Genomic DNA, 12,024 nt, shown 5'->3' with positions numbered 1-12,024 from the left:
GATGACCACCCCTGCCAGTCGCTTCTGGTCCCAGCTCACGACGCGCGACTTCGCCGCCCTCGACCCCGCCGCCACGGTGGCGGTGCTGCCGCTCGGCGCCACCGAGCAGCACGGCCCGCACCTGCCGCTGGGCGTCGACTCGACCCTGGCCGACGGCATCGTCGCCGCCACGCTGCCGCTGCTGCCGGCCGAGCTGCCGGTGCTGTTCCTGCCGACCCAGCAGATCGGCCTGAGTCCCGAGCACGCCCGCTTTCCCGGCACGCTGACGCTGTCCTCCGGCACGCTGATCCGGCTCTGGAGCGAGATCGGCGCCGGCGTCGCGCGCGCCGGCCTGCGCAAGCTGGTGCTGTTCAACGCCCACGGCGGGCATTCGGGCGCCATGGACATCGTGGCGCGCGAACTGCGCGCGGCGCATGGCCTGATCGTCTACAGCGCGAGCTGGTTCAACCTGCCGCTCGGCGAGGCCGGCGCGCGTTTCAGTGCCGACGAGCACCGCTTCGGCGTCCATGCCGGCGAGATGGAAACCTCGATGATGCTGGCGCTGGCCCCGGCGCAGGTCGCGATGGCCGCGGCCCGCAATTTCGATTCGACCTCGCGCCAGCGCGCGGCCGACTACGCGATCCTCGGCAACGGCCGCAGCGCCAAGCTCGGCTGGGCCATGGAAGACTACAACCCCGAGGGCGCCGCCGGCAATGCCGCTGCCGCGACCGCGGACAAGGGGCGGGCGCTGGTCGACGCCAGCGCCACGCAACTGGCCGCGCTGCTGGCCGAAGTGTCGCGGCTGCCGCTGGACACCGCCTACACCCAGCCGCTGCCCTGAGCGGGGCGCAATCCGCGGCCCCTGCCTCAGCCGGCGACCAGCGGCCCGGCCGGCGCGAGGTCAGGCAGCTTGATCGAGCCGTCGTGCCGCTCGCAGGTGCCGATCAGCAGGCCGCTGGCGATCGCATGCGCGCTCAGCGCCTCGAACAGCTCTTCGCGGCCCGGATTGGTCGAGAAGTTCGGCGCCGTGGCCAGCGCGAACACCTGGAATGCGTAGCGATGGATGCCATGGCCGGGCGGCGGATCGGGCGGCATCCAGGCGGCCTGCAGGTAGGAATTGAGGCCCGCATGGATGCCGCTGCCTTCATGGTCGGCGCTCGGCAGCGCGGATTCGTGCAGGCCGCCATCGGCGGGCGGCAGGTCGACCACGATCGCATGCACCAGCGGATGCGGCGTCGGCGAATCGGCGTCCTCCACCACCAGCACCAGCGCGGCGGCGCCTTCCGGCACGCCGATCCAGTCGATGGGCGGCGAGCGGCCGGCGCCGTCGGCCGTGTAGCGCTCGGGCAGCGGCGCGTGGTCGGCGAAGGCCAGGCTCGTGACCGTGATCGCACCCATGCCGGCGCGCAGGCCGATCGTGTTGAAGGTGATTTCGTCGAGGCCGGCACGCACGCCGTGCAGGGCGTGGCCGATCGCGTCAGGGAGCTTTTCGAGCATCCGGGTTTTATATCGCAGCGTCCCTTGCGGCGCGATGGCTGGCGGCCTACAGGCGTTGTGGGCCGCGGCCCGCTATCATCAAATCGGCCGCGCGCTTCGGCGCTGCGGCTCCCCTCCCAACCACCAAGGACCCCGCATGAGCATCGTCTGGACCATTCTGATCGGCTTCGTCGCGGGCCTGGTGGCACGCGCGATCAAACCCGGGGATGACTCCGCCGGATTCATCATCACCACCCTGATCGGCATCGCCGGCTCGCTGATCGCGACCTACGTCGGCCAGGCCATGGGCTGGTACACCGCGGGGCAGGGCGCGGGCTTCATCGCCTCGGTCGTCGGTGCCGTCGTGCTGTTGTTCATCTACGGCCTGATCAAGCGCAAGAGCTGATCCGGTCCGGCGCAGGGCTCGCGCATGCCGGTCCGCAAGGCGCGCAGCCGCCACCATCACCACGTCTACGTGGTCGAGCTCGACGACCGGGTCTGGAACGTCGCGCGCTTCCGGCGCGCCAACCCTGACTACCGCCTCGGCATGCCCTTCGTCTATGTCGGCATGACCGGGCTCGACCCCGACGTGCGCTTCGACAAGCACAAGGCCGGCATCCAGGCCAACGGCTTCGTGCGCGACCACGGGCTTCGGCTGCTGCCGGCGCTGTACGCGATGTACAACCCGATGCCCTACGAGGCTGCGCGCGAGATGGAGGTCGAGCTCGGCATCGCGCTGCGGGAGGCGGGCTACGGGGTCTGGCAAGCCTGAATGTTGCCCCCACGCTCCCCCACTTCGTGTGGGTCGCTGCCCCCCGAGGGGGCCGCAGGCCGCCTTGGGGCGGCCCGGCGCCGGCCTGGGTGGCCCCCACGTTCCCCCACTTCGTGTGGGTCGCTGCCCCCCGGGGGGGGCCGCAGGCCGCCTTGGGGCGGCCCGGCGCCGGCCTGAGCCCCCACGCTCGTCCGCTTCGTGAGGATTGATGCCCCCCGCCTTGGGGCGGCCGGCGCCGGCCTGGGCGTCGCTCAGAGTCCGGCGGATGATTCGCCGATGCGGCGCAGCGTCTTCAGCGCCCGATGGAGCACCACGCGGTCTTCCGTGCTCAGCTGGCGGAGCACGGCCGCCTGGCGCTGACGCGCCACCGGGATGATCCGCTCGAACAGAGCCTGCCCGAGCGGGCTGATCCGGCAGGTCTGCCACTTGCGCGCGCCTTGCTGTTCGGCGTGCAGCGACAGCAGGCCGCGGCCTTCCAGCAGGCGCAGCGTCCGGCTGACCTGCGCCTTGTCGGCCGCAGCGCGCGCCACCAGTTCCATGAAGGGCAGCTGCCGCGCCTCGGCCAGCACCGACAGCATGCGCCACTCCGACACCGTCAGGCCGGCCTGATCGGCATAAGGCACGGTGATCGCGCGCCGCAGCGCATTGCTGGCGTGACTCATCATGGTGGTCAGGAAATCCTCGATCGCCAGGTTGGCGCCGCCCTCCTCGAGGCCCTCCCACGGCGACCCCGTGCCCTCGCTCTCGGCGGCAGGCAGGGGCAGGGTGTCTTTTGCTTTTTTCGGTTCCATGTTCAGGGCGGGCGCAGGCGCACGCGGCAGGGGCGACAGGCGAATCGTCTCATTGAATCCCGGAAACGACCCGTCCGCACCAGTTCGGTTGATTTGTCAATACGTCATTTTGCTATGTTGATCAGTCAACCGAATTGGAGAAGAATGCGACTTGGATGTTTCGTTAATGGATGATTGATTCGTATGCGAAACACCTATCGCCCTCACCCTGTCCGCCCTGCAACGCCCCCTCGATGGAGCTCCCGATGAAATCCGACCGCCGACTTCTCGTCACCGCCGCCATCGCCGGCGCCCTCACCTTCACGCTCGGCGCTGCCGGGGCCCAGACGGCCTCGGGCTATCCGTCGAAGCCGATCAGCGTGGTGGTCTCCTACCCGCCGGGCGGCGACACCGACGCCATTGCGCGCCTGTTCGCCGACAAGCTGTCGCAGCGGCTGAAGCAGCCGGTGATCATCGAGAACAAGCCCGGCGCCGGCGGCGCGCTGGGCAACAACTACGTCGGCCGGGCGCCGGCGGACGGCTACACGCTGCTGTTCACGCCGAACCCGTTCACCACCGCGCCGCTCGTGATGAAGCTGTCGCCGAGTGCGAGCTACGACGTCCTGCACGGCTTCGAGCCGATCATCAAGACGGCGGTGCAGCCGCTGGTGCTGGTCGCCAACCCTGCTGCGGGCGTGAAGTCGGTGCCGGAAATGATCGCGAGCGTGAAGGGCGGCAAGGCCCTCAGCTACGCCAGCCCCGGCGCCGGCTCGCCGATGCACATCCTCGGCGAATGGCTCAACCGCGCGGCCGGCGTCAAGATCACGCACGTGCCCTACCGCGGCGTCGGCCCTTCCGTGACCGATGTGGTCGCGGGCCACGTCGATACCGCGTGGGTCACCTTCGGTCCGGTGACGCAGTACATCCAGCAGGGCCGCCTGGTGCCGCTGGCCATCGGCGACGCCCAGCGTTCCAGGCTCGCGCCCAACGTGCCGACGCTGGTCGAGGCCGGCTACAAGGACGTGGTGGTCGGCGCCTGGAACGGCTTCTTCGCGCCCAAGGGAACGCCAGCAGAAGTGGTGAAGCTGCTCAACACCCACCTCAACGAGATCCTCAAGTCGCCCGAAGTGGTCGAGAAGCTCGCGACCTTCGGTGCCCTGCCGGTGGGCGGCGCGCCCGAACTGCTGGGCAAGACCAACGCCTCCGACTACGAGGTGATGGGCAAGGTCATCCGCGACCTGGGCGTGTCGGCCGAATAGCAGCTGCGCCATGACGTCGGGAAAGAATCTTTCGACCCTGGGGCAGGACGTGCCGCAGGTCAATGCGCGCGCCAAGGTGCTGGGGCGCGCGCAGTACGCGGGCGACCTCAAGGTCGCCGGCATGCTGCATGGCGCCGTGCTGCGCAGCCCCTATCCGCACGCGCGCATCGTCGCCATCGACACCTCGGCGGCGCTGGCGCTGCCGGGCGTCAAGGCGGTGCTGACAGGGGCCGACGCACCGCGAGCGACGTGGGGCGTGCATCACAAGGAGCGCCGCATCCTGGCCGAGGGCGTGGTCCGATTCGCCGGCGAAGAGGTCGCCGCGGTGGCGGCCGCCAGCGAGGAGATCGCACGCGACGCGCTCGACCACATCCAGGTCGAGTACGAAGAGCTGCCGGCGATCCTGCTGCCCGAGGAGGCGCTGGACGACGAGGCACCGGGCGTCCATCCGGGGCGCAACAACGTCTCGCACGAGATCCGTTTCGAGCGCGGCGATCCCGATGCCGGCTTCGCATCGGCGGACCTGGTCCATGAGGCCACCTACACCACGCACGCGCAATACCCCGGCTACCTGGAGCCGATGGCGACGGTCGCGGCGCTCGAGCCCGACGGCCGGCTGGTGGTGTGGACATCGACCCAGTCGGTGACACAGGCGCGGCTGCGGCTGGCGGCGGCGCTCGAGATGCCGATCTCGCGTATCCGCGTGCACCAGGCGACCACCGGCGGCGGCTTCGGCGGCAAGCTGGTCGAAGACGCCAACAACCTGATCGCCGGCCTGCTCACGCTCAAGACCGGCAAGCCGGTGCGGCTGGTCAACAACCGGCTGGAGGACTTCCTGGCGGCGCCGTCGAGCGTGCCGGAGCGCATCACGCTCAGGCTGGGCATGACCCGCGCCGGCCTGATCGTCGCCAAGGAGGTGCGCATCGTGGCCGACTGCGGCGCCTACAGCGGCCTCGCGGCCGAGGTGATGCACGTGAGCGCGATGCGCAGCGACAACATGCACCGCAACCCCAACGTGCGCTCGCACTCCACGCTGGTCTACACCCACACGCCGCCGCACGGGGCCTTCCGCGGCTTCGGCGGCTCGCAGATGCTGTTCGCACTCAACAGCCACATCCACACCATGGCCGAGCAGCTCGGCCTCGATCCAGTCGCGATCCACAAGCTCAATGCCATCGGAGCCGGCGAGACATCGATCCACGGCTGGCAGATCGGCAGCACGGGACTGAAGGAGTGCATCGACCAGGCGATCGACGCCATCGGCTGGCAAGCCAAGCGGGCCGCGCCGAAGGGCACCGGCGCCCGCCGCCGCGGCGTCGGCATGGCGGCCGCGATGCACGTCAGCGGCAACCGCACGATCGGCAACTGGGACGGCTCGACGGTGGTGGTCAAGGTCAACGAAGACGGCCGGGTCTTCATCCACAGCGGCGAGGCCGACATGGGGCAGGGCGCCATGACGATGCTGAGCCAGGTCGTTGCGCACGAACTCGACATTCCGCTGGCCCACACCCACGTGGTGCCGCCCGACACCGACAACTCGCCGATCGCGATCGGCTCGCTGGCCTCGCGCGTGACCATCGCCGGCGGCAACGCGGCCATCGTGGCGGCGCGCATGGCACGCGACAAGCTCGTCGCGCTGGCCGCGACCGAGCTCGAACGGCCGGTCGAGCAGCTCGAATGCGCCAACGGCACTGTGCGGGTCATCGCCGACCCCGACCGCAGCTGCACGCTGGCCATGCTGGCGCGCCTGCACGTCTGGCGCCACGGCGGCGAGGGCCTGCAGGTCAGCGGCAGCTGGGACGCGCGCACGCAGATGCACGACGACAAGGTCTACGGCAACATCGCGCCGGCCTATTCGTTCGCGGCCCAGGCGGTGGAGGTCGAGGTCGACACCCAGACCGGCCAGGTCACGCTGGTCGACAGCTTCGTCTCGGACGACTGCGGCAAGGCGCTGAACCCGCTGGCGATCCACGGCCAGACCAATGGCGCGACCGTGCAGGCGATCGGCTGGGCGCTCTACGAGCAGCTTCAGCTCGAGGGCGGCCGCATCGCCAACGGCAACTTCGCCGACTACACGATGGCCACCAGCGACGCGGTGCCGATGCTGCGCGGCGGCATCGTCGAGTCGAACGATCCGAACGGCCCCTACGGCGCCAAGGGCGCCAGCGAGACCGCGATCCTGCCCGGCGCGCCGGCGATCGCCAACGCGGTCTACGACGCCATCGGCGTGCGCATCCACGACCTGCCGATCACGCCCGAGAAGGTGCTGGCGGGCCTGCGCGAACTGCAAGGAGCGCGTGATGCGTGATTTCGATTTCCTGCAACCGGCCACGATCGACGAGGCCAGCCGCATGCTGGCTGATCTCGGCGACGACTGCCGCGTGATGGCCGGCGGCAGCGCCCTGATGCTGGCGATGCGCCAGCGCATGCTGACGCCGACCCACATCGTCTCGATCGCCCGGCTCGACGCATTGCGCGGCATCTCCTTCGACGCCCGCGAGGGCCTGCGCATCGGCGCGCTCTCGCGCCACTGCGACGTGGCGCGGTCGCCGCTGGTGCAGCAGCACTACCCGATGCTGGCCGCGATGGCGGCGCAAGTGGCGAACCCGCAGGTGCGCCACCAGGGCACGATCGGCGGCAACCTCTGCTATGCCGACCCGGCCACCGACCCGCCCAGCTGCCTGATGGCGCTCGACGCCCGGGTCACGCTGGCCAGCTCGCGCGGCGAGCGGGTGCTCGGCATGGAGGAATTCCTGGTCGACTACTACGTCACGGCCATCGAGCCCGACGAGGTGGTGCTCGACATCCGCGTCCCGGCTCCCTCGGCCGACGCCGCTGGCCGCTACACCCGCTTCCGGCGCACCGCGGCCGAGCACCGGCCGCTGGTGAATGTCGCGCTGTCGGTGCGCCGCAGCGGCGCGCGCTGCCACGAGGCCCGGCTGGTGGTCGGCGCCTCGACCCCGATCCCGGCCCGCGTTGCGCGCGCCGAGGCCTTCCTGGCCGGCAAGGCCGTGACTGCGGAGGTGGCGGCCGAGGCGGCCGACATCGCGAGCGCGGACATCCTCGCGGTCTCGGATTCGCGCGGCAGCGAGGACTATCGCCGCGACATGGTGCGGGTGGTGGCCCGGCGCACCATCGCCCAGCTGTTCGACCTGGCCATCGATGGAGACAAGCCATGAGCAAGCACCTGATCGCGATCACCGTCAATGGCGAGGCGCAAACGATGGAGGTGCCGGCGCGCCGCATGCTGTCGGACTTCCTGCGCGACGACCTGCACCTGACCGGCACCAAGCGCGGCTGCGAGACCGGCACCTGCGGCGCCTGCTCGGTGATCGTAGACGGCGAGGTGGTCAAGTCCTGCCTGTCGCTGGCGGTGCAGGCCGACGGCTGCCGCATCACGACGGTCGAGGGCCTCGGCAGCGGCGATGCGCTGCATCCGCTGCAGCAGAGCTTCATGCAATGCGGCGGCCTGCAATGCGGCTACTGCACCCCCGGATTCCTGATGGCGTCGTGCGCGATGCTGGCCCGAAACCCGAACCCGACGGTCGACGAAGTGCGCCACGGCCTCAGCGGCAACCTCTGCCGCTGCACCGGCTACACGCAGATCGTCGAATCCGTCATGAACGCTGCGGAGAAGATGCGTGGAAATTGAAAAGACGATGACGGTCGCCGCGCCCGCGGCGCAGGTCTGGCAGATGCTGCTCGACCCCCAGGTGATGGGCAGCTGCGTGCCCGGCATGAAGTCGATCGAGGTGGTGAGCGAGGTCGAGTACATCGCCCAGATCCACGTCAAGATCTCCTTCATCAGCGCCAAGTTCAAGCTGCGAACGACCATCGTCGAGCAGCAGGCACCGCGCTACCTGCGCTGCGAAGGCACCGGCGAGGACGCCTCGGTCGCCAGTTCGCTGAAGCAGCAGAGCGAACTCTTCCTGACTGAATTGCCGGACGGCCGCACCGAGCTGCGCATGAAGGTCAAGGTCGACGTGCTCGGGCGGCTCGGCACCTTCGGGCTCAGCGTCATGAAGACCAAGGCCGACCGGATGTGGGAGGAGTTCGGCCAGAACCTGGTGGCGCGGCTGGAAGGCGGTCCTTCAGTGGCAGCCACCACGCCGGCAAGGGCTCCGGCGGCGCCGATCCAGCCTGCGGCACCGGCCCCCTTGGCGGCTGCTGCGCGGCCCGTTGCGGCTGTCGTGGCGCCGGCTGCGGCGCCGGTTGCAACGACACCCGCGGCCGTCCCGGCTGCGCCCGCGTCAGCGGGCCGCGGCTGGTGGTCGCGGCTCGTGAATGGCAGCACGGCGGACGGCCGTCACATCCGCATCGAGCTGCAGCGTGGCGACACCCTGCTCAAGGTCGACTGGCCGGTCGAAGCCGCGGCCGATTGCTCGGCCTGGCTGCGCGAAGTGACGAAGTAGTCTTCAGGAATAGGTGACCCAGCCTTCGTAGGCCGGGCCGTCGAGGTGCGGCAGCGTGTTGTAGGTCAGCAGCATGTGGCGCTTCGGCGTGAACGCGAACTCGGTCACCGCGGTGTTGCGGATCCGCAGGTTCAGCTCGACCGTGGTCTCGGGGCTGGTGCCCAGCACATGGCCCACGGCGGTGCTGATCGGACCGCCGCTGGACACCACCAGCACCTTGGCGCCGTGGTGCTTGTCGCGCACATGGTCGAGCGCGGTCGTCACGCCTGCCAGGAAATCGACGTAGCTCGGCATGCCGACCGGTTCGGTGCGGCCCTGCATCCAGGCGCCCAGCCCGTCGCGCAGCAGGCGGAAATGGTGACGGTACATCTCCGGCGAATCGGGCTTCTCGAGCTTGCCGGAATGGACCGTCGCGATGATCGCCTCGCTGTCGTACTCGTTGAGTCCGGGCCAGGGCAGCACGTCCTCGTGCCCGATCCCCAGGCCCTCGGCGATGCCCTCCCAGGTCTGGCGATGGCGCTTCAGCGTGCCGGTGATCACGGCGTCGAAGCGCATGCCGCGCTCGCGCCAGTATTCGCCCAGCCGCACGGCTTGCTTGCGGCCCAGGTCGCTGAGTTGGTCGTAGTCGGCGGCGCCGAAGCTGGCCTGCCCGTGGCGCACGAGGTAGAGGGTTCCCATGCGGGGATTCTGCCAATGGGAGGCGCCACGCGCGGTCGCGGCGGCGACCGCGGGCGGATCGAGCTCGATCACGCGGGCGAAATCGAATAGATCGATGCGTCTGAAATTAATTTAATGGCGCGAATTAACGGGAATTTTTAACGATCCAGACAGGGATCGGCGATGCAGCTTTTCATTGCGCTTCTTCAATTGTTTCTAAGAGGATTCTCATATACGGCGCAAAGGCGCTTCAATATCATTGATCCCAAGTCCTTGTACTGCGCATCAACTGGGTTCATGCATTCGGAGTCGAGGGCAATAGAGAGCCTTTGTCGCCCAGACGGTCTGCGCGAAACGGCATCAATTTGAACTTGAAGGATCTGTCTGATGAATAAGTCGTATACCAGTATTTGGAATGAAGCCCTTGGAGCATGGGTGGCCGCCAGTGAAGCCGTCTCGGCACGAGGCAAGGCTTCGAAGGGCGCAGTGGTGCGTGCGCAGACGCAAGAGGGCGCGGGTGGCGCGCCACGTCCTGGCCGTTCGGTGCTGGCGGCGGCGGCAATGGTCTTGGCCGGTCTGGCCAGTTTCAGCATGCCACAGAGCGCCTTTGCGAGTTTTGTCGTCAATGACACTGCTTTTGGCAGTGTCGACCCGGGTGGTTGCCAATATATGGATGGAACCTCTTCCAACCCTACGTGGTCTGCGTGTAGCAATTTTTCTGGCTACAACAACACCAGCCAAACGAACAATGTGGTAATTGCCAACAACAACATGTCCGTTGGCGGCTACCAATACATCAACGGCATCACGACGGGTGTCCAGACCACCAATGGCAATGGCGTTGGCCTCAACATCACGGCTTCCGGCGCGGGCATCCGGCTCAATAACGGCCAGATCTCGGGTCTCGCCAAAGGCTCGGTCGGTTCCGCCAGCACCGATGCCATCAACGGCTCGCAGCTCTATAGCGTGAGCTCTTCGTTGGCTAACGCCCTGGGCGGAGGCTCGGCGGTCAACGCGGACGGCACGGTTTCGGCACCGAGCTACACGGTGGGCGGCACGACGGTCAACAGCGTGGGGGGTGCCATCGCCAATCTGGATGGCCGCGTGACGACCAACGCGACCAACATCGCCGGCAACACGGACGCGATCACCAACCTCACGACCAACGTGAACAACGGCACGGTGGGCCTGGTGCAGCAAGCTGCAGCCGGCGCCGACCTGACGGTGGGCAAGGCCACCGACGGCGTGGCGGTGGACTTCGCCGACAGGGACGGCAACACCCGCACGCTGAAGAACGTCACGGCCGGGGCGGTCAATGCGACCAGTGTGGACGCCGTCAACGGCTCGCAGCTCTACGGCGTGGGCGATTCGGTCGCCAAGGCCCTGGGCGGCGGCTCGACGGTCGGCGCGGACGGCAAGGTTTCCGCACCCAGCTACAGCGTGGGCGGCTCGACGGTCAACAACGTGGGTGACGCAGTCACCAACCTCGACGGCCGCGTGACGCTGAACAAGAGCGCGATCGATGACAACAAGAGCGCGATCGAGGGCCTCACGGACGACCTGTCCAAGGGCACGGTGGGCCTGGTGCAGCAAGCTGCAGCCGGTGCCAACCTGACGGTGGGCAAAGCCACCGACGGCGTGGCGGTGGACTTCGCCGACAGGGACGGTAACACCCGCACGCTGAAGAACGTCACGGCCGGGGCGGTCAATGCGACCAGCATGGACGCCGTCAACGGCTCGCAGCTCTACGGCGTGGGCGATTCGGTCGCCAAGGCCCTGGGCGGCGGCTCGGCGGTCGGCGCGGACGGCAAGCTCTCCGCACCTAGCTACAGCGTGAACGGCTCGACGGTCAGCAGCGTGGGTGATGCCATCACCAACATCGACGACCGCGTGACGCAGAACACCGGTGCAATCGATGGCATCAAGGGCGACCTGGCCAGCGGCACCATCGGCTTGGTGCAGCAAGCTGCAGCCGGTGCCAACCTGACGGTGGGCAAGGCCACCGACGGCGTGGCCGTGGACTTCGCCGACAGGGACGGCAACACCCGCACGCTGAAGAACGTCACGGCCGGCATCGCCGACTACGACGCGGTGAACATGTCGCAGCTGAACGCAACGAACGGACGCCTGAGCACGGCCGAGACCAAGATCGCCGGCAACACGAGCGAGATCACCAACATCTCGAACAAGCTCGACAACGGCACGGTGGGCCTGGTGAAGCAGGACGCAACGACCAACGCCATCACGGTGGCGGGCGACAAGGCCGGCACCTCAGTGAACTTCGCGGGCACCGACGGTGAGCGCGTGCTGAGCGGCGTGGCCGCAGGCAAGGCCGAAACCGATGCGGTCAATGTCGGCCAACTCAAGAAGGCCGGCCTGGTCGACGCCGGCGGCAACACGCTCGACGCGGTGACCTACGACGCCGGCTCCAACCGCGGCACGGTGACCTTCAACCAGGGCGGCGCTGCGGTGCTGCTGCAGAACGTCGGCGCCGGCATGGCGAACACCGACGCGGCCAACGTCGGGCAATTGCGCGAGGTCGCGTCCTCGCTGGGTGGCGGCGCCACGATCGATGCCAACGGCAAGATGGTTGCACCGAGCTACACGGTGAACAACGCCACGTACGGCAGCGTGCGGGCCATGGTGGCCTGCAGCTCGACTCGCACCCATTTTTTTGTTTAATTTTTTCTAATCTCTTT

At 68.5% G+C, this 12,024-nt stretch carries 12 protein-coding genes and 1 pseudogene; 10 read left to right on the top strand and 3 right to left on the bottom strand.

All coding sequences use genetic code 11. The annotated features are described in order from the left end of the window. Position 1 precedes the first annotated feature (1 nt). Entirely contained in the window at positions 2-820 is an 819-nt protein-coding gene (locus tag QTI45_RS18600) for a creatininase family protein (RefSeq protein ID WP_286371917.1), read from the top strand. 26 nt (positions 821-846) lie between these two features. Here QTI45_RS18600 and QTI45_RS18595 read toward each other — a convergent pair whose 3' ends face one another. Then, complete coding sequence (locus tag QTI45_RS18595) at positions 847-1,476, bottom strand: YbhB/YbcL family Raf kinase inhibitor-like protein (protein WP_286371916.1); 630 nt, start codon at positions 1,474-1,476, stop codon at positions 847-849. 136 nt (positions 1,477-1,612) lie between these two features. Between QTI45_RS18595 and QTI45_RS18590 the strand changes: the two genes are divergently transcribed. Continuing rightward, positions 1,613-1,861 (top strand): GlsB/YeaQ/YmgE family stress response membrane protein, encoded by a 249-nt coding sequence (locus tag QTI45_RS18590; RefSeq protein ID WP_286371915.1) that lies wholly within the window; start codon positions 1,613-1,615, stop codon positions 1,859-1,861. A gap of 24 nt (positions 1,862-1,885) precedes the next feature. Further along, positions 1,886-2,227: a hypothetical protein gene (locus tag QTI45_RS18585; protein WP_286371914.1), complete on the top strand. Its 342-nt coding sequence runs from the start codon at positions 1,886-1,888 to the stop codon at positions 2,225-2,227. A 251-nt stretch (positions 2,228-2,478) separates the two neighbouring features. Here the strand turns inward: QTI45_RS18585 and QTI45_RS18580 are convergent, their stop codons facing one another. Beyond that, entirely contained in the window at positions 2,479-3,018 is a 540-nt protein-coding gene (locus QTI45_RS18580) for a MarR family winged helix-turn-helix transcriptional regulator (protein WP_286371913.1), read from the bottom strand. Between the two features lie 245 nt (positions 3,019-3,263). Between QTI45_RS18580 and QTI45_RS18575 the strand changes: the two genes are divergently transcribed. Genes QTI45_RS18575 through QTI45_RS18555 form a run of 5 tightly spaced genes read left to right on the top strand, consistent with a single transcriptional unit; the run spans position 3,264 to position 8,668 of the window. Continuing rightward, entirely contained in the window at positions 3,264-4,256 is a 993-nt protein-coding gene (locus QTI45_RS18575) for a Bug family tripartite tricarboxylate transporter substrate binding protein (RefSeq protein ID WP_286371912.1), read from the top strand. 10 nt (positions 4,257-4,266) lie between these two features. Then, positions 4,267-6,564, top strand: a complete 2,298-nt coding sequence (locus QTI45_RS18570) for a xanthine dehydrogenase family protein molybdopterin-binding subunit (RefSeq protein ID WP_286655499.1) — start codon at positions 4,267-4,269, stop codon at positions 6,562-6,564. Then, a complete protein-coding gene (locus QTI45_RS18565; RefSeq protein ID WP_286371910.1) occupies positions 6,557-7,435 on the top strand; it encodes an FAD binding domain-containing protein in 879 nt (292 codons plus the stop codon). Before QTI45_RS18570 ends, QTI45_RS18565 begins: the two co-directional genes overlap by 8 nt. Further along, the gene (locus QTI45_RS18560; RefSeq protein ID WP_286371909.1) at positions 7,432-7,908 is read left to right on the top strand and encodes a (2Fe-2S)-binding protein; all 477 of its coding nucleotides are present in this window, start codon (positions 7,432-7,434) and stop codon (positions 7,906-7,908) included. The genes QTI45_RS18565 and QTI45_RS18560 overlap by 4 nt, the downstream gene beginning before the upstream one ends. After that, entirely contained in the window at positions 7,898-8,668 is a 771-nt protein-coding gene (locus QTI45_RS18555) for an SRPBCC family protein (RefSeq protein ID WP_286371908.1), read from the top strand. Before QTI45_RS18560 ends, QTI45_RS18555 begins: the two co-directional genes overlap by 11 nt. A 3-nt stretch (positions 8,669-8,671) precedes the next feature. On the opposite strand, the gene QTI45_RS18550 is transcribed toward QTI45_RS18555, so the two are convergent. After that, complete coding sequence (locus tag QTI45_RS18550) at positions 8,672-9,346, bottom strand: histidine phosphatase family protein (protein WP_286371907.1); 675 nt, start codon at positions 9,344-9,346, stop codon at positions 8,672-8,674. 366 nt (positions 9,347-9,712) lie between these two features. On the opposite strand from QTI45_RS18550, the pseudogene QTI45_RS35360 reads away from it, so the two are divergent. Together QTI45_RS35360 and QTI45_RS18540 are read left to right on the top strand one after the other, a co-directional pair. Next, positions 9,713-9,778: pseudogene (locus QTI45_RS35360) on the top strand (ESPR-type extended signal peptide-containing protein); the annotation flags it as partial. A gap of 318 nt (positions 9,779-10,096) precedes the next feature. Next, positions 10,097-12,007 carry a hypothetical protein gene (locus QTI45_RS18540; protein ID WP_286655497.1) on the top strand — a complete coding sequence of 637 codons (1,911 nt, stop codon included), beginning with the start codon at positions 10,097-10,099 and terminating at the stop codon, positions 12,005-12,007. Positions 12,008-12,024 lie beyond the last annotated feature (17 nt).

Origin of the sequence: Variovorax saccharolyticus (assembly GCF_030316765.1) — a bacterium.
Taxonomy (GTDB): domain Bacteria; phylum Pseudomonadota; class Gammaproteobacteria; order Burkholderiales; family Burkholderiaceae_C; genus Variovorax; species Variovorax saccharolyticus.
The sequence above is the reverse complement of the archived record's forward strand: the minus strand, read 5'-3'. Positions and strand labels throughout refer to the sequence as shown.

Bases quoted from the DNA above. Each gene is read 5' to 3' on its own strand.
- QTI45_RS18600 (WP_286371917.1), top strand. From the start codon at position 2: ATGACCACCCCTGCCAGTCGCTTCTGGTCCCAGCTCACGACGCGCGAC.
- QTI45_RS18595 (WP_286371916.1), bottom strand. From the start codon at position 1,476: ATGCTCGAAAAGCTCCCTGACGCGATCGGCCACGCCCTGCACGGCGTG.
- QTI45_RS18590 (WP_286371915.1), top strand. From the start codon at position 1,613: ATGAGCATCGTCTGGACCATTCTGATCGGCTTCGTCGCGGGCCTGGTG.
- QTI45_RS18585 (WP_286371914.1), top strand. From the start codon at position 1,886: ATGCCGGTCCGCAAGGCGCGCAGCCGCCACCATCACCACGTCTACGTG.
- QTI45_RS18580 (WP_286371913.1), bottom strand. From the start codon at position 3,018: ATGGAACCGAAAAAAGCAAAAGACACCCTGCCCCTGCCTGCCGCCGAG.
- QTI45_RS18575 (WP_286371912.1), top strand. From the start codon at position 3,264: ATGAAATCCGACCGCCGACTTCTCGTCACCGCCGCCATCGCCGGCGCC.
- QTI45_RS18570 (WP_286655499.1), top strand. From the start codon at position 4,267: ATGACGTCGGGAAAGAATCTTTCGACCCTGGGGCAGGACGTGCCGCAG.
- QTI45_RS18565 (WP_286371910.1), top strand. From the start codon at position 6,557: ATGCGTGATTTCGATTTCCTGCAACCGGCCACGATCGACGAGGCCAGC.
- QTI45_RS18560 (WP_286371909.1), top strand. From the start codon at position 7,432: ATGAGCAAGCACCTGATCGCGATCACCGTCAATGGCGAGGCGCAAACG.
- QTI45_RS18550 (WP_286371907.1), bottom strand. From the start codon at position 9,346: ATGGGAACCCTCTACCTCGTGCGCCACGGGCAGGCCAGCTTCGGCGCC.
- QTI45_RS18540 (WP_286655497.1), top strand. From the start codon at position 10,097: ATGTCCGTTGGCGGCTACCAATACATCAACGGCATCACGACGGGTGTC.